The organism is Natroniella sp. ANB-PHB2, assembly GCF_046097105.1.
Classification (GTDB): Bacteria; Bacillota; Halanaerobiia; order Halobacteroidales; family Halobacteroidaceae; genus Natroniella.
In genome coordinates this window covers 1,963,054-1,987,004 of sequence record NZ_CP175562.1, presented here as the reverse complement: position 1 = coordinate 1,987,004, position 23,951 = coordinate 1,963,054, and the positions used below count along the sequence as shown (strand labels likewise).

The 23,951-nt window shown below is 34.7% G+C and carries 24 protein-coding genes, 8 tRNA genes, 1 rRNA gene and 1 other annotated feature; of the genes, 16 read left to right on the top strand and 17 right to left on the bottom strand.

What is annotated here, in order from left to right:
• Positions 1–14 precede the first annotated feature (14 nt).
• Positions 15–1,766: a B12-binding domain-containing radical SAM protein gene (locus ACKF5P_RS09995; RefSeq protein WP_408955052.1), complete on the top strand. Its 1,752-nt coding sequence runs from the start codon at positions 15–17 to the stop codon at positions 1,764–1,766.
• Positions 1,767–1,849: 83 nt separating this feature from the next.
• On the opposite strand, the gene ACKF5P_RS09990 is transcribed toward ACKF5P_RS09995, so the two are convergent.
• Positions 1,850–3,262: an aminotransferase class V-fold PLP-dependent enzyme gene (locus ACKF5P_RS09990; protein ID WP_408955051.1), complete on the bottom strand. Its 1,413-nt coding sequence runs from the start codon at positions 3,260–3,262 to the stop codon at positions 1,850–1,852.
• 135 nt (positions 3,263–3,397) lie between these two features.
• Here ACKF5P_RS09990 and ACKF5P_RS09985 point away from each other — a divergent pair, with 135 nt between their 5' ends.
• From ACKF5P_RS09985 to ACKF5P_RS09955, 7 genes are all read left to right on the top strand, one after another.
• Positions 3,398–3,586: a ferredoxin gene (locus ACKF5P_RS09985; protein WP_408955050.1), complete on the top strand. Its 189-nt coding sequence runs from the start codon at positions 3,398–3,400 to the stop codon at positions 3,584–3,586.
• A gap of 97 nt (positions 3,587–3,683) precedes the next feature.
• A complete protein-coding gene (gene queG, locus ACKF5P_RS09980) occupies positions 3,684–4,808 on the top strand; it encodes a tRNA epoxyqueuosine(34) reductase QueG (RefSeq protein WP_408955049.1) in 1,125 nt (374 codons plus the stop codon).
• Positions 4,809–4,856: 48 nt separating this feature from the next.
• The gene (locus ACKF5P_RS09975; protein ID WP_408955048.1) at positions 4,857–6,521 is read left to right on the top strand and encodes a Na/Pi cotransporter family protein; all 1,665 of its coding nucleotides are present in this window, start codon (positions 4,857–4,859) and stop codon (positions 6,519–6,521) included.
• Between the two features lie 105 nt (positions 6,522–6,626).
• Positions 6,627–6,860, top strand: a binding site (T-box leader).
• A 77-nt stretch (positions 6,861–6,937) separates the two neighbouring features.
• Positions 6,938–7,753: a 3-deoxy-7-phosphoheptulonate synthase gene (aroF, locus tag ACKF5P_RS09970; RefSeq protein WP_408955047.1), complete on the top strand. Its 816-nt coding sequence runs from the start codon at positions 6,938–6,940 to the stop codon at positions 7,751–7,753.
• 143 nt (positions 7,754–7,896) lie between these two features.
• A complete protein-coding gene (locus tag ACKF5P_RS09965) occupies positions 7,897–8,406 on the top strand; it encodes a flavin reductase family protein (protein ID WP_408955046.1) in 510 nt (169 codons plus the stop codon).
• A 149-nt stretch (positions 8,407–8,555) separates the two neighbouring features.
• Positions 8,556–8,930, top strand: coding sequence for a YccF domain-containing protein (locus ACKF5P_RS09960; RefSeq protein WP_408955045.1), 375 nt, complete (start codon positions 8,556–8,558; stop codon positions 8,928–8,930).
• A gap of 45 nt (positions 8,931–8,975) precedes the next feature.
• A complete protein-coding gene (locus tag ACKF5P_RS09955; protein WP_408955044.1) occupies positions 8,976–9,776 on the top strand; it encodes a hypothetical protein in 801 nt (266 codons plus the stop codon).
• A gap of 180 nt (positions 9,777–9,956) precedes the next feature.
• Here ACKF5P_RS09955 and ACKF5P_RS09950 read toward each other — a convergent pair whose 3' ends face one another.
• The 5 genes from ACKF5P_RS09950 to ACKF5P_RS09930 form a co-directional block, all read right to left on the bottom strand.
• Entirely contained in the window at positions 9,957–10,697 is a 741-nt protein-coding gene (locus tag ACKF5P_RS09950; protein ID WP_408955043.1) for a sulfite exporter TauE/SafE family protein, read from the bottom strand.
• Positions 10,698–10,828: 131 nt separating this feature from the next.
• Positions 10,829–11,857 carry an ABC transporter substrate-binding protein gene (locus ACKF5P_RS09945; protein WP_408955042.1) on the bottom strand — a complete coding sequence of 343 codons (1,029 nt, stop codon included), beginning with the start codon at positions 11,855–11,857 and terminating at the stop codon, positions 10,829–10,831.
• Between the two features lie 60 nt (positions 11,858–11,917).
• Positions 11,918–12,712 carry an ABC transporter ATP-binding protein gene (locus ACKF5P_RS09940; RefSeq protein WP_408955041.1) on the bottom strand — a complete coding sequence of 265 codons (795 nt, stop codon included), beginning with the start codon at positions 12,710–12,712 and terminating at the stop codon, positions 11,918–11,920.
• A gap of 2 nt (positions 12,713–12,714) precedes the next feature.
• Positions 12,715–13,518, bottom strand: coding sequence for an ABC transporter permease (locus ACKF5P_RS09935; RefSeq protein WP_408955040.1), 804 nt, complete (start codon positions 13,516–13,518; stop codon positions 12,715–12,717).
• Positions 13,519–13,781: 263 nt separating this feature from the next.
• A tRNA-Ile gene (locus ACKF5P_RS09930) sits at positions 13,782–13,858 on the bottom strand.
• A gap of 223 nt (positions 13,859–14,081) precedes the next feature.
• Between ACKF5P_RS09930 and ACKF5P_RS09925 the strand changes: the two genes are divergently transcribed.
• The 5 genes from ACKF5P_RS09925 (at position 14,082) to trmL (ending at position 17,265) form a co-directional block, all read left to right on the top strand.
• Positions 14,082–14,573: a superoxide dismutase family protein gene (locus ACKF5P_RS09925; protein WP_408955039.1), complete on the top strand. Its 492-nt coding sequence runs from the start codon at positions 14,082–14,084 to the stop codon at positions 14,571–14,573.
• Between the two features lie 355 nt (positions 14,574–14,928).
• The gene (locus tag ACKF5P_RS09920; RefSeq protein ID WP_408955038.1) at positions 14,929–15,873 is read left to right on the top strand and encodes a DUF362 domain-containing protein; all 945 of its coding nucleotides are present in this window, start codon (positions 14,929–14,931) and stop codon (positions 15,871–15,873) included.
• Between the two features lie 87 nt (positions 15,874–15,960).
• Positions 15,961–16,302, top strand: coding sequence for an STAS/SEC14 domain-containing protein (locus tag ACKF5P_RS09915; RefSeq protein ID WP_408955037.1), 342 nt, complete (start codon positions 15,961–15,963; stop codon positions 16,300–16,302).
• 12 nt (positions 16,303–16,314) lie between these two features.
• Positions 16,315–16,779, top strand: a complete 465-nt coding sequence (locus ACKF5P_RS09910) for a DUF523 domain-containing protein (RefSeq protein ID WP_408955036.1) — start codon at positions 16,315–16,317, stop codon at positions 16,777–16,779.
• A gap of 27 nt (positions 16,780–16,806) precedes the next feature.
• Positions 16,807–17,265 (top strand): tRNA (uridine(34)/cytosine(34)/5-carboxymethylaminomethyluridine(34)-2'-O)-methyltransferase TrmL, encoded by a 459-nt coding sequence (trmL, locus tag ACKF5P_RS09905; RefSeq protein ID WP_408955035.1) that lies wholly within the window; start codon positions 16,807–16,809, stop codon positions 17,263–17,265.
• 82 nt (positions 17,266–17,347) lie between these two features.
• Here trmL and ACKF5P_RS09900 read toward each other — a convergent pair.
• The 10 genes from ACKF5P_RS09900 to ACKF5P_RS09855 all read right to left on the bottom strand — a co-directional run bounded on the left by ACKF5P_RS09900 (position 17,348) and on the right by ACKF5P_RS09855 (position 20,161).
• Positions 17,348–17,432, bottom strand: a tRNA-Tyr gene (locus ACKF5P_RS09900).
• Positions 17,433–17,534: 102 nt separating this feature from the next.
• A tRNA-Thr gene (locus ACKF5P_RS09895) sits at positions 17,535–17,610 on the bottom strand.
• A gap of 100 nt (positions 17,611–17,710) precedes the next feature.
• Positions 17,711–17,787, bottom strand: a tRNA-Asp gene (locus tag ACKF5P_RS09890).
• Between the two features lie 110 nt (positions 17,788–17,897).
• A 5S ribosomal RNA gene (gene rrf, locus ACKF5P_RS09885) occupies positions 17,898–18,022 on the bottom strand.
• 212 nt (positions 18,023–18,234) lie between these two features.
• Positions 18,235–18,310: transfer RNA gene (locus tag ACKF5P_RS09880), tRNA-Glu, on the bottom strand.
• Between the two features lie 77 nt (positions 18,311–18,387).
• Positions 18,388–18,463, bottom strand: a tRNA-Lys gene (locus tag ACKF5P_RS09875).
• Positions 18,464–18,573: 110 nt separating this feature from the next.
• A tRNA-Arg gene (locus tag ACKF5P_RS09870) sits at positions 18,574–18,650 on the bottom strand.
• 6 nt (positions 18,651–18,656) lie between these two features.
• Positions 18,657–18,733: transfer RNA gene (locus ACKF5P_RS09865), tRNA-Pro, on the bottom strand.
• 190 nt (positions 18,734–18,923) lie between these two features.
• Positions 18,924–19,145, bottom strand: a complete 222-nt coding sequence (locus tag ACKF5P_RS09860; RefSeq protein ID WP_408955034.1) for a NifU family protein — start codon at positions 19,143–19,145, stop codon at positions 18,924–18,926.
• A 56-nt stretch (positions 19,146–19,201) separates the two neighbouring features.
• A complete protein-coding gene (locus ACKF5P_RS09855) occupies positions 19,202–20,161 on the bottom strand; it encodes an L-lactate dehydrogenase (protein WP_408955033.1) in 960 nt (319 codons plus the stop codon).
• Between the two features lie 256 nt (positions 20,162–20,417).
• Between ACKF5P_RS09855 and ACKF5P_RS09850 the strand changes: the two genes are divergently transcribed.
• Positions 20,418–20,816 (top strand): Fur family transcriptional regulator, encoded by a 399-nt coding sequence (locus ACKF5P_RS09850; RefSeq protein WP_408955032.1) that lies wholly within the window; start codon positions 20,418–20,420, stop codon positions 20,814–20,816.
• Positions 20,817–20,889: 73 nt separating this feature from the next.
• On the opposite strand, the gene ACKF5P_RS09845 is transcribed toward ACKF5P_RS09850, so the two are convergent.
• The gene (locus tag ACKF5P_RS09845) at positions 20,890–21,090 is read right to left on the bottom strand and encodes a hypothetical protein (protein WP_408955031.1); all 201 of its coding nucleotides are present in this window, start codon (positions 21,088–21,090) and stop codon (positions 20,890–20,892) included.
• 195 nt (positions 21,091–21,285) lie between these two features.
• Here ACKF5P_RS09845 and ACKF5P_RS09840 point away from each other — a divergent pair, with 195 nt between their 5' ends.
• Positions 21,286–21,795, top strand: coding sequence for an NAD(P)H-dependent oxidoreductase subunit E (locus tag ACKF5P_RS09840; protein ID WP_408955030.1), 510 nt, complete (start codon positions 21,286–21,288; stop codon positions 21,793–21,795).
• A gap of 331 nt (positions 21,796–22,126) precedes the next feature.
• Positions 22,127–23,929, top strand: coding sequence for an NADH-ubiquinone oxidoreductase-F iron-sulfur binding region domain-containing protein (locus ACKF5P_RS09835; protein ID WP_408955029.1), 1,803 nt, complete (start codon positions 22,127–22,129; stop codon positions 23,927–23,929).
• Positions 23,930–23,951: the final 22 nt, after the last annotated feature.

Here is a 23,951-nt window from a genome sequence, read left to right as displayed (position 1 = left end):
GGTGTTTTAATTTCATGGAGATACTGTTGACAGCATTAAATGCAAAATTTATTCATTCTTCTTTGGCATTAAGGTATTTAAAGAGCTATTGTCAAGAAGAGTTCGAGATTAATTTAGCAGAATATACGATCAATCAAGCAAGTGATTATATTGCAGCAGAAATCTATAAACAAGCTCCTGATTTAGTCGGTTTTTCATGCTATATATGGAATATAGATAAAGTGTTAGAAGTTGTTAAGATTTTAAAGCAGGTTAAACCAGAGTTACTTATCGTTTTAGGTGGACCAGAGGTATCTTATGATCCTGTTCTTTTAATGGAACAGCATCAAGAGATTGACTATCTTGTGTATGGTGAAGGAGAAGAGACTTTTCAACAATTATTGACGGACTTAACCTCTGGGAAAAATTGTGAAGAAGTTTTTGGTCTGGTCTATCGCAGTCAACAAGGAGTAATTAAAAATGAACCTCGTTCATTACTAAAACTTGATCAAGTACCGTCACCTTATCTGAGTTTGGAAGGGTTAGAACATAAGATAGTTTATTTTGAAACTAACCGAGGTTGTCCTTTTAATTGTCAGTACTGTCTTTCTTCGACATTATCAGCGGTTAGATATTTTCCTTTAGAGCTGGTAAAAGAGGAGCTATTGAAATTAATTGAAGCAGATGTCAAGCAGGTTAAATTTGTTGATCGAACCTTTAATTGTGATCAAAAGCGTGCTCTTGAAATATTTGAATTTTTGGTAGAAAATAAGCCTAGTGATTCTGATTTGAATTTTCATTTTGAGATCACAGCTGATTTATTGAGTGGAGAGATTCTTGATTTCTTAAAAGATGTACCCTCCGGCTATTTCCAATTTGAGATTGGAATTCAAAGTACTAATCCAAAGACTTTGGAGTTGATTGATCGTAAGGTCGATTTTAATAGGTTAGCTGAAGTTGTGAAAAAATTGCAAGCAGCAGGAAATATTCATTTGCATTTAGATTTAATTGCTGGCTTACCAGCTGAAGACTATAGAACTTTTATTAACTCCTTCAATGATGTTTATCAATTACAGCCTGGGCGATTGCAGTTAGGATTTTTAAAGTTATTAAAGGGATCAGGTTTGAGGGAGATGGCTGAGGAGTATGGTTACCTTTATTTGAAGACACCACCTTATCAAGTTTTAAAGAATAACTGGTTGAGTTATCAAGAGCTATTACAATTGCAGATGGTAGAAGAGGTTTTGGAAACATTCTTTAATACTCATCATTTTGATCATAGTTTAAAATTTATAGAACAAAACTTCTATCAAGCTCCTTTTTCATTATGGGCAGATTTAGCAGATTTTTGGGAAGGGAAAGGGTATTACCGTTATTCTCATAATTTAGAATCATTATATCAGATTTTACAGGAGTTTTATCAAGATTACTGTTCGGAACGATCTGATTTATTCAATGAAATTTTAAAGTTCGATTATTTATTACGAAGAAGAAGGGTTAATCTACCAGAATTTTTGGATAAATATGAGGTTGAAGATTATGATCAAAAATTCAGAAATTTCACTGCAGATCAAAAGAGGGTAAAAGAAGTTATTCCAAATTTAGCTGAATATTCAGCAAGGAAGATTAGAAGAAAGATTCAAATTGAAACCTTTAAGTATGATATATTAGAAGTAATCAAAGAGCCAAGTAAAGATGTTGATGATTCTTTAACGACTATTTTATTTAATTATCAACAACGAGATAGGCTTTTTAATAAAGTTGAGTTTAATAGGGTTCAATTGTGAAATGTAATAGAAGCAAACCTAAAATTAAATGAACAAAATTAAAGGAAGTATAATTTAAAAGAGAAAGAACTAAAGCTTCAACTTTAGTTCTTTCTCTTTTTTTGAAAACTTGAATTATTAGGGCAATATTCTCCGGTTTTAGGGTTAAGGCTATATTGAGTTGAAAATGCAAAGTTGATAGTTATCCGTTCAATAATTGATTTTAAAGTTGTAATTAAGCGATCAACTTCTTTTTTAGTATTATAACAACCAAAGCTAATTCTTACCATACCGGGGCTAGTGGAAAAGTTATTCTTTTTAATCTCTTCTTTAAATTTTTTAATTTCAGCTGAAGTTAAATTTAATAATTGGTGAACATAAGGATGAGCACAAAAACAACCACTTCTGACTCCAATACCTGCTTCATGGGCCAAAATTGTAGCGACCAGTGAATGAGGCAGTGGTTTAATATTAAAAGAGATAAGACCGACGTTTTTAGAGGGATTCTTTAGATCATTTAGACCATATAGTTTAATTTTGGGGAGTTGTTGTAGTTTTTTTAATGTATAAGTGATCAATTCTTTTTCTGCTTTAATTATATTTTGCCAGCCTAGTTGCTCAATTGTCTTAATACTTTCTTGTAATGCTACTGCTCCAATAATATTAGGAGTGCCTGCTTCCTCTTTATCAGGTAAGTTGGCCCAAATCACATCATCTAGGGTAACAGATTTGACTGTTCCTCCTCCAGAATAATCTGGTGGTTGATTTTGAAATGTTTCCTGAGGGCCAATCAAGACTCCCGTTCCAAAGGGAGCATACATCTTATGAGCTGAAAAGGCTAAATAATCTATATGTTCAGGAGAATGATTAGGCTTAATATTAATTGGACGATGAGGAGCAAGTTGAGCTGCATCGACTAAGATTTTAGCATTATATTGATGGGCCAACCTAGCGATATCATAAATCGGATTGAGCACTCCTGTTACATTAGAAGCTCCAGTGACTGCTACTAATTTAACTTTTTTTTGATGTTTTTTTAGTTTTTTTTCTAAATCATTTAAATCCAAGTGGCCACTAGATGTTAAATCGGAATAAACTACTTGAGCTTTATTACGCCAGGGAAGTATATTAGAATGATGTTCCATTAAGGTAGTAATTACAATATCTTCTGAACTCAGTTGTAATGAATTAGCCAACTTATTAATTGCTTCAGTAGTATTTTTGACTAAGATAATAGTATTTTTTTTCAAATCAACTCCCATAAAATTACCGATTACTTGATGAGTTTTTTCATAAATTTCTGAAGAAATTTGAGATTTAAATCCTGTTCCTCGATGGACATTAGAATACCAACTAAGAAAGTCTTCAATTTTTTTAAAAACTTGTTTGAAACTAGGGGTGCTAGCAGCATTATCAAAGTTTATGTACTGTAAGTAGCGATTTTTGCTGACGGATACTTTGGTATTGAGTCCGATAACTTCTTTTCTAACTTGTTGATTGAAATTAGTGCTAAACATAACTACCTCCTTTCTTATGCAAGTGATTACTTTCAGTTTATGAATTATTCTTTGAAACTGTGAGTTTGAGTAATGAATAATTGAATCCAAAAAGGTAATACTATATCTAAATCTAAGTAAATGGAGGGATTGTTAATGAAGGTAAAAGTAGAAAAAGATGATTGTATTAGCTGTGGGATATGCGTTAATGAGGTTCCAGCAGTTTTTGACTGGGATGATGATGATAAAGCTGAAGCGATTACAGATGAAGTGCCTGATAATATAGAGCAAGAAGCTAAAGATGCACTAGAGAGTTGTCCAACTGATGCTATTGTAGAAGTTTAGTTTTTAGTAAGGCTAGTAATAAATTCTTAAGAGGCAGTACTTCTGCCTCTTTTATTTTGTCGAAAATTATGCTAAAATAAGAAATGGGGAAGAAAAGATGGAATTAACTACTTGTTTGAAGGAATATGCTGTTGAAATTGGTTTAGATGAGATAAAGGTTACAACTGCTGATTCTTTTCCAAAATTAGAAATGTTAATTAAAGATTTAAAGGAGCAAGATTATTTATCGTCTTTTGTGAAAAATGACTTAAAGTTAATTACAGATCCTAGAGCAGTTTTGGCTAGTGCTCGCTCAGTAATTGTTGTGGCAATGGCTTATTCTATTAAAGATTATAATAATCAAGGCTATCAAACTGAGTTAAGAGGAAGGATAGCTAGATTCGCTTGGGGAAAAGATTATCATCAGGTATTAGGAGAAAAGCTAGAATTATTGATTGAGTTTTTGCAACAAGAAGCAGGTCAGCAGGTTGAGGCAGTTAAATTTGCTGATACTGGGCCAACAGTAGATCGGGCATTGGCCCGGCGGGCAGGAATTGGATGGCAGGGTAAGAATTGTAGTATTATTCATCCAGAATACGGTTCCTGGATCTTTTTAGGAGGAATCATTACCAATTTAGAATTAGAAATTGATTCTCCACTAGAAGATAAATGTGGTTCTTGTAAAAGATGTATTGAGGCATGTCCAACTGGAGCTTTAAAGGAGGGTTATCTGTTAAATAGTAATCAATGCTTAGGTTATATAACTTTAAGTAAGGGATATATTGATCATCAGTATAGAAAAAAGATGGGAACTAGGCTATGGGGATGTGATACATGTCAAGAAGTTTGCCCTCATAACCAAGATGCAATTACAGGTGATCATGTTGAATTCAAACCACAGGCTTTAACTTCTAGGCCATTAGTGACTCCATTATTAAAGCTAACAGATGAGAGTTATCAACAACAATTTGGAAAAACAGCAATGAATTGGCGAGGTAAACGCCCAATTCAGCGAAATGCTGCAATAATTTTAGGTAATTTAAAAGATAAGCGGGCTATTTCTGACTTAAAAGATGGGATGTCTGATTCTAAACCGATAGTTAGAGCACATTCTGCTTGGGCTTTAGCTGAAATTGGAGATGTTGAAGTAGTTAAAGATTTAAGACAAGCCTTAGAGGTTGAAGGTGATAAGCAAGTCAAGGAAGAATTAAGATTAGCACTTGAGAAGTTGAATAAAAAGTAATTACTTAGTTTGGCATTATAAGAGTCTTTAGAGGGGAGAGGTTTTATTTTGTCTGGTGAAATGATCTTTACTTTTTTAGGTGGTTTAGGTCTGTTCATCTATGGGATGACACAGATGAGTGAAGGCTTACAGAAAACGGCTGGAAAGAAACTTAAGAGCTTATTAGCAGCTTTGACGACGAATCGAGTGATGGGGGTTTTAGTAGGAGCAGGTGTAACATCTATTGTTCAAAGTAGTAGTGCAACCAGTGTAATGGTAGTTGGTTTTGTGAATGCTGGTTTAATGACTCTAGTCCAATCAATTGGGGTAATTATGGGGGCCAATGTTGGTACTACAATTACAGCTCAGATGGTTGCTTTTGATTTAGGAGGTTATGCTTTTCATTTTATAGCTCTTGGTTTCTTTATTCATTTATTTGCGAAAAAACCAAAAATCAAGTATCTAGGTCAGGTCTTATTAGGTTTTGGAATTCTATTTTTAGGGATGAATGTAATGAGTGATACTATGAGACCATTGCGTGATTCGCCTGTCTTTTTCGATCTAATGGAGAGATTTGCCCAGTACCCAATCTTAGGAGTTCTAATTGGAGCAGTAACCACAGTGGCTGTTCAGAGCAGTACCGCTGCTATGGGGATCTTATTAGGACTTTTTGCAGTAGAGGCTATCAGTTTTCAAGCTGGAATTCCGATTATTTTAGGGAGTAATATTGGAACAACTGTAACAGCAATTTTATCTGCTATTGGAGCAAGTATTAATGCTAAGCGAGCAGCTGCTGGTCACTTTATCTTTAATGTATTAGGCTCACTTGTTGTGCTGGCCTTATTATATATAATTCCTGATTTTGCAGCAACGATTGAGGTGGCTTTAATTAATGTTTCTGAACTCTTTGGTTTTACAACTACTCCTACTCGGTTAGTTGCTAATACGCATACGATTTTTAATATTTTAAATACTTTATTATGGTTGCCTTTTGTTGGTTTTATGGTTCGAGCAGTTGAACATATTGTTCCAGGAGAGGATATGTCTCTGAAGCGTGGCTTGAGTTATTTAGATGGAAGAATGTTAGAGACTCCCAGTGTTGCTGTTAACCAACTCAGTAATGAAGTAATTAGGATGTTTGAAATCTCTCGTGATATGGTCAGAGATGCTGCCGATGCATTTTTAAATAAAGATCGAGAGTTGGCTGAAACAGTTAAATCTAAAGAAGAGATTATTAATGAATTAGAAGAAGAGTTATTGGTATTTTTGACTAGAATTCCCCAAGCTAAATTATCAAGAATTGATGTACAAACGATTGATATGTATTTTGCAATAATTGATGCCATAGAAAGTATAGCAGATGATGCTGATGAGATCTCTGATTTAGTGCTACATGATTTAAATGATAAAATTGTTTTTTCTGAAGAAGCAGAGCAGAGTCTTAAAGAAAGTTTTTTAATCATCTTTAATTTATTAGAAAAGACCATTTCGTTATTAAAAGAAGGTGATTTAGCATTGGTTGATGAGATTATTGCTGTTGAAGAAAAGATGGATGAGTTAGAATTAAAGTATAGAGATAAACATTTAGAGCGGCTAGGTCAAGAAATTTGTATCCCTAGTGCAGGTATTATTTATTTAGAAGTACTTGATAGTTTGGAGCATATTAGTGATCAAACTGCTGATATTTCTTTGACTTTACAAGAAGTAAAAGGGGTCGAACAAACAGTTCAATAATCAAAAGTATATTATAAATATAAAATTGCTCTTGACAGATTAAATTTCAACTGTTAAAATGGGTAGCAACATAAACAATAATGATTACTCGAACAAATAAATAACTTAAAAGCGAAGAAGGAGTTAAGTAAATTGAAGGCTTTTCTTGTAGAGAGGGGATGTCATCGGCTGGGAACATCTCTAAGGAACTTTAATTGAAATTTCGCTCTGGAGCTGTATAACTGAACTTTTTAGTAAGTTATATCGGTAAACAAATCGTTATTCAAACTAGTGGGTCAATATTAATGGCCAATTAGGGTGGTACCACGGAACTTAAACCTATCTTGTTTCGTCCTATATGAGGATGGCAAGGTAGGTTTTTTCTATTTGTTTTGTTTAGATGTTGATTGTAAATTATTAAAGGGGAGTTGATTGTAATGCTGAGTAGTTTAGGAGTAGAGAATAAGCATAATGTGATTAAGATAGGCGATGATTTGAAAATTGGTGGTAAAGAGTTGGTAGTTATGGCTGGCCCGTGTGCTGTGGAAGGTAGAGAGCAGTTATTAGAAACAGCAGAGGAAGTTAAAAAGAATGGAGGTCAGATTTTACGAGGTGGTGCTTTCAAGCCTCGCACTTCTCCACATAGCTTTCAAGGGTTAGGTGAAAAAGGGCTGGAATTATTAGCAGAGGCTAGAGAGAAGACGGGTCTTAAGATTGTTACTGAAGTTATGGATTCAGAAGATTTAGAGCTGGTCAATTCGTATGCTGATATTTTACAGATTGGATCTCGTAATATGCAAAATTATGGGCTATTAAAGAAATTAGGTCAGATAGATACACCAGTGATGTTAAAGCGAGGATATGCTGCTACAATTAAGGAGTGGTTACTAGCAGCAGAGTATATTATTTCTCATGGTAACCCAAGAGTAATCTTATGTGAACGTGGGATTAGAACTTTTGAAACTGCCACGAGAAATACTCTTGATTTAAATGCAATTGCTTTAATTAAAGAAGTTACTAACTTACCAATCATTATTGATCCCAGCCACGGAACTGGTAAGAGAAGTTTAGTAAGCCCTTTAGCTAAGGCAGGAATTACTGCTGGAGCAGATGGGGTTATTGTGGAGATCCACCCACGACCTGAAGAGGCTTTATGTGATGGACAACAGTCTTTATTACCAGAAGGTTTCGGTGATTTAACTATGGAATTGAAGCGGGTTGCTCAGGCTGTTGATAGAAAATTGGTGGGATAAGGTACTAACTATCGGGGTTAATGAATAAAGATCATTTAAGTTTTAGTTTGAGATTAAGTTTAAGTAAGAGCTAAATCTTTATTTTTCTAATGGTTGGCTTAGCTTCAAACTTAAGCTTAAGTTATCAATAAAGGAGGGATAGTTTGCAAAAAATAAGTTATAATGAGTATTTAGAAGAAGCTATGGCTGGATTATCTAAAGGAGCTTTCTTGACGGTTAAAGCTGAAGGTGAAATAAATACAATGACCATTGGGTGGGGAAGTATTGGTTACATCTGGGCCAAACCTATCTTTACGGTATTGGTGAGAGAATCTCGTCATACATATCAACTGCTTGCAGAGAGTGGGCAATTCACAGTTAGTATTCCACTGGGAGAGAAGATGAACGAGGAACTTAACTTTTGTGGTACTGAGTCAGGGCGTGATTATGATAAGTTTAAGGAATGTAACTTGAAAACTATACCTGGTAAAAAAGTGGATGTACCGCTAATTAAAGGTTGTCAATTACATTATGAATGTCAGGTTAAATTTAGACAAGAGATGGACGTTGGTAAATTGAAGAAGGATTACCAGACAAAATGGTACTCAGAAGATAATCAAGATGATTATCATATGCTCTATTTTGGAGAGATTGTAGCTACTTATCTGGAGTAAAGCTAGAATATAAGTTTTAAAGGTTAAATAAGAGATAGGGGCTTTGTATATTGGCCCCTACTTTTTTAATTTAATTATGTTATAATAATAATAGGAGTTAAAAATCTATAATTTTTAGTAATTAATTATCGTATAGAAGGGAGAAACAAATGAAATTTCTAGGAAATCTACTCTGGTTTATATTGGGTGGTTGGGCAATCTTGCTGGAATATTTGTTAGGGGGGATTGCATTATGCTTAACGATTATAGGGATTCCATTTGGAATTCAAGTCATAAAGCTATCCTGGGTAGCTGCTTGGCCTTTTGGAAAACGAATTGTTCCTACTAGCCAGACTACCGGCTTGTTATCATTAGTGATGAATTTGGTCTGGTTATTATTTGGAGGAATTTGGACTGCTTTAACTCATTTGATATTAGCGGTTGTGTTTGGAATTACTATTATTGGTTTACCTTTTGCAAAACAACATTTAAAGCTTGCTTCTTTGGCTTTTACTCCATTTAGTAAAAGTTATAAAAAATATTAATATTTTAGAGATGGCTAATTCAATATAGGGAGGGGTGGGTAAGTTATGTTAGCAACATTCACTTTAACAGTCCCAGAATCAAAGCGATTGATTGCTAAAGGAGTTAAGGAGTTGCCAGAAGTAAAGAGGGCTTTAAAGCAGCATAAAATTATTATAGCTGGAGGAACGACTAATGGTTATATAGTAGAAGAGCTGACAGGTAAGAAATTAAGAAAAGGCTATTATACAGCAGGCACTATAAATCAAGGTCTTCCTTGTGTTACTGATCCAGAACAAAGAATTGAGCCTTTAACTCTAGAAGCAGGTCAAGAACAAGAAGATTGGTTGAAATTTTTAGATTCTTTCGGAAATCAAGATGTCTTTATTAAAGGGGCCAATGCTTTTGATGCTCAGGGAGTAGCAGGAGTATTAGCAGCTAATTGTGAAGGGGGAACGGTTGGTTCTTCATTAGGGATTTTATTAGCTAGAGGTTCTCAATTAATTATTCCAGTTAGTTTAGAAAAGAGAATAAATTCAGTCCAACAAGCCAGTAAGATGGTAGGAATTGAGCGGATTGATTACTCATTAGGAATGAAAGTGGGCTTAATTCCAATTAGTAATGGTAAGATTGTTACTGAGTTAGAAGCGTTGAAGATTTTGACTGGAGTTAAATCAGAGCAGATTGCTGCTGGAGGGGTTGGTGGCTCAACTGGAGCAATCACTTTAGCTATTGAAGGTGAAGAAGAGCAAATAAAAGAGACTATGAGCTTGATTAAAGAGATAAAAGGAGAGCCAGCTTTAGAGGATAATAAAAAAGATTGTAATCTGTGTGATGAACAGTGTAATCGGGTATTAAATATAGAGTGAATTCATGTTTTATTATAATATTGTGGCACTTTTGATTTGGCGGGTAGAAATGATATTTGTAGGGGCAGGTCTCTGTGCCTGCCCATGTTAAATCACGGGCGACCACGGAGAGTCACCCCTACAAAAACACATTATTTTATGAACGAAAAGTGCCACTGTATATCAAGATAGCCTAAAAATTTATAAAAAGTAAATACTGAGCCCAATTAATGAGCAACTTAAGATTAATTTAAGATGTTTATTATTGAGTCGGTGGGCCAAATAACCACCGCTCAAGACGCCGATTAATTCTCCAGTTAGGATTAAGGTTGCTAATCTAATTCTAACATTACCTGTTAGCAAGTAGTTGATTGTTCCAGAAACTGCTGCAAAAATACTGACTACTTGGCTGACGCCAACTGCTGTTAACATTGGCCAACCTAATAAAATTAGAATGGGAACCAATAAAACAGGTCCTCCTACTCCTAATAATCCAGAGATGATACCGACACTAACCCCAAGTAAAGAAAAGGTTATCTTATTTAGTTTAGTAGTTAGTTGAGGTGAGTAATTAGAATTTAGGATAGGAAGTTTTTTTCTCAAAAATATACTAAAACCAACCAAAGCTAGAAAGATAGCTAAAATTAATTGTAATATTTCTTCAGAAATAGCTAAATTGATTTGAGAGCCAATTATTGCCCCAACAATGCTAGTACTACCTAATAATAAAGCAGCAGGCCAGTCAATATTGCCTTCCTGATGATAGATATAACTTCCCAATAACCCAGTGCCGATAAAAGTAGCTAAAGAGGTTCCCATAGCAGTTGAAATTGGCAGTTCAAGTAATAAGATTAATGTTGGAGTCAAAAATACTCCACCAATTCCTATCATACCAATCGATAATCCAATCAAGATTGAACAGATAAATAGGATAACTAACATCTTAATTCCTCCTAAAGATTTTAGTTAACTTATAAATAGAAAGAACATAGGATTAATCCTATGTTCCTTCTTAAATGTTAAGAAAATTATGGGGTTATAAATAATTTTTTAATAAAAATTATAAAAGGAATTTATTCTTCTAACTCATTAAGTGCTTCTTCTAAATAGGACAGATCAACCTGCTCTTCTAAATTGAAATCATCTGAAATAATACCCTGTTCTTGTAAGAAGGAAGTACCATCTGCTAAAACTTCCATATCTCTATCGGATAAAGAAGCATTGACTTCACCAAAAGTATCTAAGCTTCTTTTAGCAATCCAATTAGAGTAAGAAGTATGTGGTTCAGATAGTAATTCAACAGCTCTTTTTGGTTGATTATTAATAATCTCTTGCATTTTTAAATGGTTCTTTAGCCAAGCAACGACAGCTTGTGGATTATTCTCTAAAGTATCTGGATGAGCAACTACTACTGACAGATCTTCAAAATCTTGATAATCTTGACCACTTGCCAAAACTTCTGCCTCGAAATCATTAACTTCTCTGCTTCGCTCTAATATTTCAGATACGAATGGTTCCCACACAACAGCTGCATCAATGTCACCATTTTCTAATTGAGTTAACATAGTAGTAGGAGAACCATCTAATAGATTATCTGTGCTTAGATTTTTAAATCCTTCCTCCTCCATTACATGAAGGATAAAACGGTGTGAATAACTATATTGATTAACTCTGACCTCTATATCTGAATCATCTAAGTCTTTTATGGAATCGAACTCACCTTCGCGAGTGAGAATTGAAGTTGTAGCACCTGGAGACCAGACATCTTTAGCAATAATTACACCTTCCAATTGTTCATTATCTGCAGCTACTAAACCAGGCATATCTCCCATATAACCGATTGTTTGATCCTGAGCAATCATACTACTGATCATATCAGAACCTGATAAGTAACTACTATAATCAACTGTAATTTCATGATCCAAAGTATCAATTTCTTGGTTATTACTTAAAATACCACTTACAGCAGGATAGTAGTGGGGTTGAAAAGCAACACCTAACTCTTCTTCAGCAGGTGCTCCACAACCAGCGGTAGTAAGTAATAATCCTACAATTAAGATTAAACTTAATAACAAACTTGATTTATTAAATAGGTTAAACATCATAATCCCTCCTTTAGATAGTAATGTTAACTAACTAATAGAAGAAAAGAGTAGATTAAATTAAATGGTTTGAGCGAACTTTTGTTGAGAAGCAGTTACTGACTCCTCATAAATTGCTTCTAAAACTTCATTTTTAAGGTTTCTGAATTCTTCAGATTCCCTTAATTCAAGGTCGCGAGGATATGATAAATTATTTTCCCAACTTTGTTTAATAGAACCAGGATGTGCTGTCATAACATGAATGGATTGGCCCAAAAAGACAGCCTCCTCTACATCATGAGTAATAAAATAGATAGTTACATCTGACTCTTCCCAGATTTCAAGTAATTTTTCTTGTAATAATGTTTTAGTTAAAGCATCAAGGGCGCCAAAGGGCTCATCCATTAATAAAATATCAGGATTATTAGCTAGAGCACGGGCAATCAAGACTCTTTGTTGCATCCCGCCAGAAAGTTGAGTAGGGTATTGCTCAGAATGATCTAATAAGCCTACTAAAGCGAGATTTTTTTTAGCAATTTCCTCAGCTTCTACTTCTTTTTTACCACAAGCTAAAGGGCCAAACATCACATTTTCTTTGACTGTTTTCCATTCAAATAGAGCATTATTATCTTGAAAGACTACTGCACGTTTGCTATTGGGTTCCTCAATTGGAGAACCATCAATTAAGACTTCTCCAGAACTAGGTCTTTCAAAACCCGCTAACATCTTTAAAGAAGTAGATTTCCCACAACCACTAGGGCCAAGTATTGTTGCAAATTCTCCTTCGTTGATTGTTAAAGATATATCTTTGACAGCTGGAAATGGTTCACCGTCAGGTGTTTGATAGATTTTATTCACATTCTTAAATTCAATCATAGTTATTTGTCACCTCCCTGAAATTTGGTCCAAGGGGTTAATTTAGCTCCTAAATAACGAATGAGAGTACTACAAAGATAACCTAAAAGACCTAGTAAGATCATACCTATTACTACATGGGAATAATTTAAGGTATTATACATAGACCAGACGAAGTAGCCTAAGCCGTAATCTCCGGCAATCATTTCAGCAGCTACAATTGAAATCCAAGCAATCCCCATTCCAACACTTAAGCCAGTAAAAACAGAAGGAAGAGCTTTAGGAATTACAACTTCTTTAAAGAGCCTTATTTCATCAGCACCTAAGCTTTCGGCAGCACGAACCTCAACTTCTTCTACCGATTGAACTCCTAGAATTGAATTTAAGACGATTGGAAAGAAAGCACCAATAAAAGTGATAAAGATCATGGTAGTATTGGTTCCAAAAGCAATTAAAATTACTGGAATCCAAGCTAAAGGTGGAATCGGTCTCAGAATTTCAATGATAGGAAATGTTAAATTTCTGATGATTTGATTCCAACCAATGCCTAAACCTAAGGGAACACCTAAAATTGCAGCTAGAAGAAAGCCAACTAAGACTCGATATAAAGAATTACCAATATGTCTAAGCATAGTTGATAGTTGTTGAGTAAGTAGGCTATGACCGGCTTGAATTACCTGCCATGCTGTTGGCCAACGTGTAGTATCAAAGCCCAATAAATCACTTTGGAGACCAAATTCAGCTAATAACCACCAAATTATAAATAAACAGATAATAGATATTCCTCGCAAAATATTTTGTTTATGTTTCAAAAAAGATTGGTTCATTTTAGACCCTCCTTTTTTAAAAATCAGTAACGACAAAACATTTTATGAGTTAATTAAGTTACTAAATCAAATTTATTTATTTGACTATTGCTGACTATTAAATTAAAAAAACAGATTAAGATTAACTAGGAAATGAATAAACTCAGAGGATGAGTTGATTATGGAAATGAATATGTATGATCAAAAAGACCACTATTATTGGAAATAGTGGGTAGCACCTATTAGCGATTATAGGATAAAAAAATTTAATTGTCAAATTTTAATGGTGGACCCGGAGGGATTTGAACCCCCGACTAACCGGTTATGAGCCGGTGGCTCTGACCAACTGAGCTACGGGTCCACGTTATATTATATAAAATTTTATTAATTACTAATTACTAGTCACTAGACACTAATTTGTACTTTTATTTCTGACGACAGTTATTAGTATAACTAAAATACTTAAGAATGTCAACAAAAAAAACAAAAAAATTAAAGTTTTTTGTTTTTCATCTGACACTCTTTAATTTGAGCTAGAATATAAATATTAGTAGCTTAAATACTAGAGAGGAGGATAATAAAAAATGGGCAGAATGAGAGGGGTTTGGAGATCAAGACGAGTGGCTCGGGCCAACATTAGGGGAGGCCCTTTGGCACCACAGATTAGAGGGGTTATTTACTTTAGACCGGTAGTAGGAGGAACCATGGTTTCAGTTGAGGTTAGGGGGTTGCCTCCTTATCAACCAGCAACAAATGACAGACCTCCAATTGGCCCGCATGGATTTCATGTTCATGAGTTTGGAGACTGTACAGCCAGTGATCCTGAAGATCCTTTTCAAGAAGCAGGGGGGCATTATGATCCAGATGATCAACCCCATGGTAATCATGCAGGAGATCTCCCGAATCTCTTTTCTAATAATGGTTATGCTAAGATGACAGTCTTTACTAATCGTTTTATAGTTGATGAAATAGTGGGTAGGTCAGTTATTATCCATCAGCATCCTAATGACTTTCGTACTCAACCAGCAGGAGCAGCAGGGCCAAGGTTGGCTTGTGGAGTGATAGAATACATTTAATAATGAATAGTGAATATTGAATAATTAAAGAGTAATGAATAATAAATATTGAAGAGCCACTAGTAGGAAACTGTAATTTTAAAGCAGTAAGTTATCAGTGGTTCATGGAGAGGTTTTTTGGTTTATAAAAACTCGGCGGTATTGAATAGATAGAAAAAATTTAAGAGTGGATTTTTTTCATCACGAAAGGTTCGAAGAGCTTGAAGGGTGATTTGAATGATAGTTTACAGTTGAAGAGCAGTGAATAATGAATATTTAATACCCAATAGTGAAGAATAATTAATGAAATCGGTTTTGAATTTCAATTATTAAATGTTAAATATTAGATATTAAATGCTTTAATGGAGGGGTTAAATTGTTAAGGGATAGAAAAGTTAATCAGCCACAGGTTGCTTTAGGTGAGGGAATAGAAGGAGATGTAATCTATAACTTACTCGATCTATTAGAGATAGATCAGCAACTAGCAAAATTACAGCAACAAGAGACGGTGACGATAATACCAAATTGGGTTAATACTAATGCTCCAGAGACGGGAACTGTTGTTGGCCCTAATTCTTTACAGAAATTGATTCAATATGTTAAAGAACAATCATCAGCTCGAATTGTAGTAGCAGCTGGTTCAGGGGGTGCAGAGACGACTGATGTATTAAAACAGACTGGATATCAAGATATTATTGAGCAAGAAGAGGTAGAATATATCGATCTCAATTATGGCCCTTATTTGGAATTTGATCTTGAACATGATAAAATTGGGACGATCAAGTTAAATAAGTTATTAATTGAAACAGATTTTTTGATATCTTATACTCAGATTAAGCACCATGAAGAAGCCACTGTTTCGCTAGGGATTAAGAATGTAGCATTATCTTGGCCCCCTGCTGAACTACACGGTTTTCCTAAGGCTGGACAAGGAATTCATGAAGATCTACATCAGTTTATTACTGCAATGGGTAAATTGGTTCCAATTGATTTGACTATTTTAAGCGGTGATCAAGGAATGGTAGGGACTGGCCCATCTAAAGGTAAACCAGTCAATGCTGATTTGGTTGTATCAGGTACCGATCCAGTAGCAACAGATGTGGTAGGAGCAAGATTGCTAGGTTTTAGACAACAAGCAGTACATTATTTACATAATTTAATTAAAGAAGAAGTAGGAGAAGGAGATCTTCAACAAATGGAATTGAAAGGGCTGCCCTTAAATCAAGCCGAGAAAAAGTTCAGTCAGGCAGCTTATGATTACGAGATTGTACTGGACAAAGATAAATTATTACCTCTCCATTTAAGAGTCAAGAGCAGTTAATAGCTGCTCTTTTTCTAGATTAAATAACACGAAATTAATAAGTTAAGAATAAATATACAAAGAGGAAGATAAAGGAGAGGAGCAGAAATGCATAAGTTACACTATGAAAATAATTTGATAGCTATTAAAGGAGGTGAAATTATAAACGAAGGTGAAGCAAAAGATATATGTAATCAGGTTGAAGAGTTATTAGAACGAAGAAAGAATAAACAAAAGTTATTATTAGATCTTAGGAAGGTTGACTTACGAGAAAGCCAGTTTGATATTTTTATTCAATATTTAACAGAAATTGAAGTAGAGAAGATTGCTTTAGTCTTAGATAAATTATTTTCTGATTTTAAATTTAAATTATGGAGTAGAGGATATCAAGATTATGTTCAATTGAAACAATTTAATGATTTAGAGGAAGCAAAAAAATGGCTAAAATAAGGAGTAAAAGAAATGATTCTAGTAAGTGCTTGTTTACTGGGGAAAAATTGTAAATATAGTGGTGGAAATAATTATCATCAAGAGCTATCTGATTTGTTAAAAGAAGAAGAAGTTGTTTCTGTCTGTCCAGAAGAACTTGGTGGCTTACCAACGCCCCGTATTCCAGCAGAAATTATTGGTGGAGATGGAGTGGATGTCTTAAACAAGCAAGCTGAGGTAGTTAATCAGAAAGGGAAGAATCTTACTTCGAATTTTATTACTGGAGCCAACAGAGTACTTACTATTGCTAAGCAAAAAGAGTGTCAGTTGGCAATTTTAAAGGAGTTTAGTCCTTCTTGTGGGACTAAATTGATCTATGATGGAAACTTTAGTGCTACTAAGGAAGAAGGGGTAGGGGTTACGACAGCAATTTTAGAAGAAGCAGGAATTGAAGTCTACAGTGAAGAAGATATTAATCAACTCAAAACTATAATTTAATATGGTGAAGATGGAGGGAGAAAAGTTATGAACGTAGTTTTATTTCAACCAGAAATACCACCTAACACGGGAAATATTGCACGGACTTGTGCTTGTACAGAAGTTGATTTACATTTGATTAGACCATTAGGATTTTCTACTGATGAGAAAGCTGTAAAAAGAGCAGGCTTAGATTATTGGGATAAATTAAATATTCATTATTATGATAGCTTGGAAGAGTTATTTTCAAAATATGCTGACCATAATTTTTATTTCGCTACTAATTTTACTGAAAAGCATTATACTGATGTAGAGTATAAGGGTGGTGATTTTTTAATTTTTGGAAAAGAAACTGCTGGTTTTCCTGAGGGTATTCTAGAAGAGCACGCCGAAAACTGTGTTAGGATTCCAATGAAGGAAGGAGTTAGATCTCTTAATTTAGCTAATTCTGTAGCGATCGTTTTATATGAGGCTTTACGACAGACTGAATTTAATAATTTAATTTAATTATATTAGCTAGGGCTTTTAAGCTCTAGCTTTTTTTATGTATAATAAAAAAAGACTGGTCTAATAACCAGTTTGTAATAAATGGTGGAGGGGGAAGGATTCGAACCTTCGAAGGCGTCGCCGGCAGATTTACAGTCTGCTCCCTTTGGCCACTCGGGAACCCCTCCGTATTTATTTAATTAATAAATAATATTTAATAGTTTAAAACCTAAAATCAAGTTCTGTTAAGTTCTTGATTTTAACTATCAATTTTAAATTGTCAGTAAGGTTGGAGCTAGCGATCGGAGTCGAACCGATGACCTGCTGATTACAAGTCAGCTGCTCTACCAGCTGAGCTACGCTAGCACAGAAATACATTCAATATTTAAATGTCTAATATTGAATAGTTTTAAGTTCTTGAATTTAATTATTAATTATTCAATGTTCATCATCCACTGCTTTTAAATGGCGAGGACGACGAGACTTGAACTCGCACTCTCCGGCGTGACAGGCCGGCGTGTTAACCAATTACACCACGTCCCCACAAAATACAATTAATATTTAATATTGAATAGTTTAAGAACATAAATTCAAATTCTTTTTATTCTTGAACTTCAACTATTAATTATTCACTATTCATTGCTTTATAATAGTTCTAGCAGCGACCTACGCTCCCACAAGGCTACCCTTGCAGTACCATCGGCGCTGGAGGACTTAACTGCTGTGTTCGAAATGGTTCTTAGAACCCGGCATATCCTGTGCCACTCAAGACACTAGAACGTCCATGTTCGTCAGAAACAGGTGTTGCCCCTCCGCAATTACCACTAGAATTATATTTGATTTTTAATTATTAACTATCAATTGTCAATTCGTTTAATGGTACCTGTCTGAGTTTTAAAGAGGAAAAACTCTCCGTTGTTGGAGTAGATACATCTTTCTTATTATATTACTCTGCTTAACTTTAACTTGGCACCTTTGATTTAGTTGTATTGGTACCCCCAAGGGGATTCGAACCCCTGTCGCCAGGATGAAAACCTGGTATCCTAGGCCCCTAGACGATGGGGGCATGCTTATTTAATATCTAATATTGAATAAATTAAAAATAGGAATTTAAATTATTCATATTCAATATTAAATGTTTTTTGGTGAGCCATGGAGGAGTCGAACCTCCGACACCCTGATTAAAAGTCAGGTGCTCTACCAGCTGAGCTAATGGCCCGCAAGTTCATTTAATAAATAATATTTAATACTGAATAGTTAAAAGCTCAAATCAAAATTATTTATATCTTTGATTTTTAATTATTAAATATTCACTATTAAATGTTTTTTTGGCGCGCCCGGGAGGAATCGAACCCCCAACCTCCAGATTCGAAGTCTGTCACTCTATCCAGTTGAGCTACAGGCGCATAAAATGGTCGGAGCAGCAGGATTTGAACCTGCGACCCCCTGGTCCCAAACCAGGTGCGCTACCAAACTGCGCCATGCTCCGACGTATGAAAGTTATTTGCTTATTCAACAATTGATATTATAACTAATCCTTTTAGAGATGTCAAGAAGAAACTAAAAAAATTAGCTCCAAAACGACGCGACAAATAATAAGATATCATTTTTTGTTTTATTTGTCAATCAAAAATTAAATTTTTATGGATGAGAATTTTCTCATCCATAAAAAAATTGATTTAAACGGATTGTACCTCTTTAACTTCTGGAATTTCTTTTTTTAATCTCTTTTCGATACCCATTTTAAGCGTCATTTGAGACATTGGACAACCAGCACAAGCGCCTTTTAGTTCAACTTTAACAATTCCTTCATCAGTAATATCTACTAAATCAACATCACCTCCATCTGCTTGGAGAGATGGTCTGATTTTATCTAGAGCTTCTTCTACTTTTTTTCTCATAAACTGTCACCTCCTTTAACCACATTTATTATTTCTAGACTGAATTTATGATTCCTTTATAGATTTAAATTTTTACTAACTTCTTGTAAAGTTTCTGCTGATTTAACGAAAGCATCTCTTTCTTCAGGTTCTAAGTTTAGAGTTAGAACGCGATCGATTCCTGAGGAATTAAGAACAGTAGGTAGACTTAAACAGATATCTTCCACTCCATATTCTCCTTGTAGCAAAGTTGAAACAGTTAAAACTGAATTTTCATCTCGTAATATGCTACGAACTATTTTAGAAGTTGCTAAAGCTATTGCATAGAAGGTAGAACCTTTCCTCTCAATGATCTTATAGGCAGCATCTTTAACTTGTTTGGCTATCTGTTCTTGACTGTCTCTTGTGCAAGTCTCTTCACAAACAGGACAATAATCATCTAAGCTAGTTCCTGCTATATTGGTTAGACTCCAAGCAGCAACTTTACTATCTCCATGCTCACCAATAATATAACCATGTACGTTATTAGCAGCTATATTACAACTTTCGCTGAGTAGTGATCTAAAGCGAGAACTATCTAAAACAGTACCAGAGCCGAATACTCTCTCTTTAGGAAAACCTGATAATTTAAGAGTGATATATGTTAAGATATCGACTGGATTACTGACTACTAATAAGATACAATTATCATTATATTCAGTGATTTGTGGGATCATCTCTTTAAAGATTTCAACATTCTTAGCGACTAAATCTAGCCTACTTTCATTAGGTTTTTGCTTGGCCCCTGCCGTAATAATAATAATCTTAGCATCTTTACAATCTGAATAATCTCCTGCATAAACTTTAACTGGATTTACAAAAGAAGAACCATGATTTAAATCCATTGCTTCGCCTTCAGCTTTTTGTTTGTTAATGTCAATTAAGACAATTTCGGAACCAATACCTTTGATCATCAGTGCATAAGCTGTAGTAGCTCCAACGCCACCAGCACCAATAATTGCAATTTTGTTTGGGTTATTGTTTTGTTGTGGACTCATAATTATCCCTCCTAATCGTTAGTATTAACAATTAACTTAATCTTACTAATTTAAATTTAATTACAATATAGTGTGAATGATAGTGTGAATGAAAATTAATAAATTCAATTTCTTTTAGTTTAAAAGCTTTTAAAGTTCTTGATTTTAACTGACACTCATTACTCACACTGATACTTGTAGTTTAAATTGACAGTTGTCTGAATTATTGTTATAATGTAATTGATAACTATTATTATTATTATTATTATTATAAAGGATGAGCAAAATGGCTAAAAAAAGAAGGATGACCAAGCAAAGAAAGAAAATTTTAGAAGTGTTAAGGAGTACTACTTCTCATCCAACAGCAGATTGGATATATGAACAGGTGAAAAAAGATATTTCTAATATTAGTTTGGGTACTATTTATCGTAATTTAAATGTATTGCGAGAAATGGGCGAACTTATGGAATTAAATTATGGAAGTAGTTATAGTCGTTTTGATGGCAACCCTGAAAATCATTACCATTTTAGTTGTTTGGATTGCGGGAAGGTGATGGATGTAGAGATGGAGGTTAAGAAAGAAATGAATCAAAAGGTTGCTGAAAAAATCGGAGGAGAAGTTGTTCATCATCGTAGTGAGTTTTTTGGGTACTGTCCTGACTGCAAATCAGCTTGATTAAAACAAATTTGTTAATAATAAATAATATAAGCTAGCTTCCTAATTAATTGGGAGGCTAGCTTATATTATTTTAAATGCCCCAAAACAAGTAGATAAATAGAGGAATGCCAATGGCTAGTAATAATTGTAGTGGAGCTCCAGCAATCATAAAATCTTTGAATTTATAACCTCCTGGGCCATAGTTATTAGATTTGCTTGATAACCAAAAAGATTTCCAAAGCGATAAGTGGGGAGAAAGAGTTAAATATGTTATAGAATGTTGAGAAGGCATTAACTCTCTCCTAGGAATAATTTTCATTTAATTTTATTGAGCACTCTTGTTAATAATATTATTAATAAGAGTGCTCAAACGTTAGATTAATATGTAATCATATAATTGATCTTAAGATCAACTTCAAGGAAGATTATTAGCTTAATAGAGTATAAAATTAAAAGTGAAGATAAATAATAAGCAGGAGGCTTTATTATGAATCAGCAACCGACTGAAACAATTGAAGAGATATTTATTAATCGAGGAGAAGAGGAGCAACATCAGCAGTTAGAAGATTTATTTAAAGCTGCTGAAGAGGGTGATTTAAATTTAATTGCTATACTACATCAAGCACAAAATATATTTGGTTATCTACCACGTAGGGTTCAGGTGAGGATAGCTGAAAGGTTAGAGATTCCTTTTAGCAAGGTATATAGTGTTGTCAGTTTTTATTCTTTATTTTCAACAACTAAAAAAGGTAAATATACGATTGAAGTCTGTACAGGTACTGCTTGTTATGTTAAGGGTAGTCAGGATATATTAGATAAAATAAATGATGAATTGGGTATTGAACCTGGCCAAACAAGTGAAGATGATAGGTTTACATTACAAGATACACGCTGTGTTGGAGCTTGTGGAATGGCTCCAGTTGTGATTATTGGTGATGATGTTCATGGTCGAGTCAAGCCTGAGCAATTGCCGGAGTTGTTGAGTCAATATGAGTAATTATAATAGTGTAGCACTTTTGTGCTACATAGTGAACTGTTTTTGTTACGGAGAGTTCTTGGAATTTTAGAACTCGTAGGGTCAGTGGCCAGCCCTCAGTTATCAGTTAAGAGCATTTAAAACCAATAAAAATTAAAACATCTAAAAACCATTATATTTCCTGGGTTTAGATGGTTTTACTTATTGGGAATTAATAGGTTTTGATTGGGCTGACGATTCATGGCTGACAGCTGACGGCTGTGTTACGAAGTGACACATTAGATTAGTTAAGCAATATTTTGACTTTAATTATCAATTGTAAATGCTAAGCTGATTAGAACGGAGGGGTAGAATGCAGAATAAATATGAGATACTGCTTTGTGCTGGAACAAGCTGTAATTCTTCAGGTGGGCCAACAATTTATCAAAATCTGCTAGATCAATTGAAAGAACAGGGTATTTTAGCAGAGGTTAAAGTAACCCAAACAGGTTGTTTTGGTTTTTGTGAACAAGGGCCAATTATTACTGTTCATACTCAAGATGAAGAAGATGAAGTATTTTACTGTCAGGTTAAAGCTGAAGATGTACGACAAATTGTACAAAAGCATTTATTGAATGGAGAAATTATAGATGATTTACTTTACATAGATCCAGAGACAGAAGAGAAGATAGTAAAAAAAGAGGAGATGGATTTCTATAAATACCAGAAACAGATTGTTTTAGGTAATTGTGGGAAGATTGATCCTTGCGAGATAGAAGAGTATATGGAGCATGGAGGTTATCAGGCTTTAAAGAAAGCTGTAACTAGCTTGAAACCTAAAGAGGTGATTGAAGAGATTAAAGAATCAGGTTTACGAGGGCGAGGAGGGGGAGGATTTCCAACCGGTATTAAGTGGGAAATAACGTATGAGAACCAAGAAACCCCTAAATACATAATCTGTAATGCTGATGAAGGTGATCCTGGTGCTTTTATGGATCGTAGCATCTTAGAGGGAGATCCTCATAGTGTATTAGAGGGGTTGGCCCTAGGAGCTTATTCTATTGGTTCAAAGCAGGGGTTTGTCTATGTTCGAGCTGAATATCCATTAGCTGTAAAACGTTTAGAAAGAGCTATTAAAGCAGCTAGAGAAACAGGGGTGTTGGGTGATAATATTTATGGTAGTCAATTCAGCTTTGATGTTGAGGTTAGAATTGGAGCAGGAGCATTTGTTTGTGGAGAGGAGACTGCTTTGATCACTTCAGTAGAGGGTTATCGTGGTGATCCACAATCTAAGCCTCCTTATCCAGCTCAAGATGGTTTATGGGGGAAACCAACCTTAATTAATAATGTGGAGACTTTAGCTAATATTCCAATTATTATAAGGGAAGGTGGAGTATGGTATAAAAAGCTTGGTAGTAAAGATGGTACAGGAACTAAAGTATTTGCTTTAGCAGGGGATATTAATAATACAGGTTTGATTGAAGTAGAGGTTGGAACCAGTTTACATGATGTGATTTTTAAACTTGGTGGAGGGGTTCCAGGAGGTAAAGAATTTAAAGCAGTTCAAACTGGTGGGCCATCAGGAGGGTGTCTACCAGCAGATTATTTAGATACTCCATTAGAGTATGATGCATTATTAGAAGTAGGTTCGATGATGGGTTCGGGTGGTCTAATCATTCTAGATGAGACAAGCTGTATGGTCGATGTAGCTCGATTCTATTTGGATTTTACTCAAGATGAAGCTTGTGGCAAGTGTGCTCCAGGACGGATTGGTACTAAGCGATTATTGGAGATTATGGATCAGATAGTAGAGGGAGAGGGGAGAAGAGAAGATTTAGAACGGTTAAAAAATATATCACATACAATTAAACGGACTGCTTTATGTGGCCTCTGCAAATCTGCTCCCAATCCAGTCTTAAGTGCTATTGAGCATTTTGAGGAGGAGTATTTGGCCCATGCAGAAGATAATTATTGTCCAACGGGAGTCTGTAAAGGATTAGCTAAATACAAAATTGATTCAGAATTATGTAAAGCTTGTGGTAAATGCGAGACAGCTTGTCCTGCTCAAGCAATTAAAGGTCAACTAGGTGAAACTTATGAGATAGATCCTGAGAATTGTACAGCTTGTGGTGTCTGTGAAGAAGAATGTCCCTTTGAGGTTATTTCTAAAGGTTAGAATTTTGTCTAAGGAGGAATTT

Excerpts from the sequence above, each read along its gene's own strand:
- ACKF5P_RS09995 (WP_408955052.1), top strand. The coding sequence starts at position 15 with ATGGAGATACTGTTGACAGCATTAAATGCAAAATTTATTCATTCTTCT.
- ACKF5P_RS09990 (WP_408955051.1), bottom strand. The coding sequence starts at position 3,262 with ATGTTTAGCACTAATTTCAATCAACAAGTTAGAAAAGAAGTTATCGGA.
- ACKF5P_RS09985 (WP_408955050.1), top strand. The coding sequence starts at position 3,398 with ATGAAGGTAAAAGTAGAAAAAGATGATTGTATTAGCTGTGGGATATGC.
- queG (WP_408955049.1), top strand. The coding sequence starts at position 3,684 with ATGGAATTAACTACTTGTTTGAAGGAATATGCTGTTGAAATTGGTTTA.
- aroF (WP_408955047.1), top strand. The coding sequence starts at position 6,938 with ATGCTGAGTAGTTTAGGAGTAGAGAATAAGCATAATGTGATTAAGATA.
- ACKF5P_RS09960 (WP_408955045.1), top strand. The coding sequence starts at position 8,556 with ATGAAATTTCTAGGAAATCTACTCTGGTTTATATTGGGTGGTTGGGCA.
- ACKF5P_RS09955 (WP_408955044.1), top strand. The coding sequence starts at position 8,976 with ATGTTAGCAACATTCACTTTAACAGTCCCAGAATCAAAGCGATTGATT.
- ACKF5P_RS09950 (WP_408955043.1), bottom strand. The coding sequence starts at position 10,697 with ATGTTAGTTATCCTATTTATCTGTTCAATCTTGATTGGATTATCGATT.
- ACKF5P_RS09945 (WP_408955042.1), bottom strand. The coding sequence starts at position 11,857 with ATGTTTAACCTATTTAATAAATCAAGTTTGTTATTAAGTTTAATCTTA.
- ACKF5P_RS09940 (WP_408955041.1), bottom strand. The coding sequence starts at position 12,712 with ATGATTGAATTTAAGAATGTGAATAAAATCTATCAAACACCTGACGGT.
- ACKF5P_RS09935 (WP_408955040.1), bottom strand. The coding sequence starts at position 13,518 with ATGAACCAATCTTTTTTGAAACATAAACAAAATATTTTGCGAGGAATA.
- ACKF5P_RS09925 (WP_408955039.1), top strand. The coding sequence starts at position 14,082 with ATGGGCAGAATGAGAGGGGTTTGGAGATCAAGACGAGTGGCTCGGGCC.
- ACKF5P_RS09915 (WP_408955037.1), top strand. The coding sequence starts at position 15,961 with ATGCATAAGTTACACTATGAAAATAATTTGATAGCTATTAAAGGAGGT.
- ACKF5P_RS09910 (WP_408955036.1), top strand. The coding sequence starts at position 16,315 with ATGATTCTAGTAAGTGCTTGTTTACTGGGGAAAAATTGTAAATATAGT.
- trmL (WP_408955035.1), top strand. The coding sequence starts at position 16,807 with ATGAACGTAGTTTTATTTCAACCAGAAATACCACCTAACACGGGAAAT.
- ACKF5P_RS09860 (WP_408955034.1), bottom strand. The coding sequence starts at position 19,145 with ATGAGAAAAAAAGTAGAAGAAGCTCTAGATAAAATCAGACCATCTCTC.
- ACKF5P_RS09855 (WP_408955033.1), bottom strand. The coding sequence starts at position 20,161 with ATGAGTCCACAACAAAACAATAACCCAAACAAAATTGCAATTATTGGT.
- ACKF5P_RS09850 (WP_408955032.1), top strand. The coding sequence starts at position 20,418 with ATGAGCAAAATGGCTAAAAAAAGAAGGATGACCAAGCAAAGAAAGAAA.
- ACKF5P_RS09845 (WP_408955031.1), bottom strand. The coding sequence starts at position 21,090 with ATGCCTTCTCAACATTCTATAACATATTTAACTCTTTCTCCCCACTTA.
- ACKF5P_RS09840 (WP_408955030.1), top strand. The coding sequence starts at position 21,286 with ATGAATCAGCAACCGACTGAAACAATTGAAGAGATATTTATTAATCGA.
- ACKF5P_RS09835 (WP_408955029.1), top strand. The coding sequence starts at position 22,127 with ATGCAGAATAAATATGAGATACTGCTTTGTGCTGGAACAAGCTGTAAT.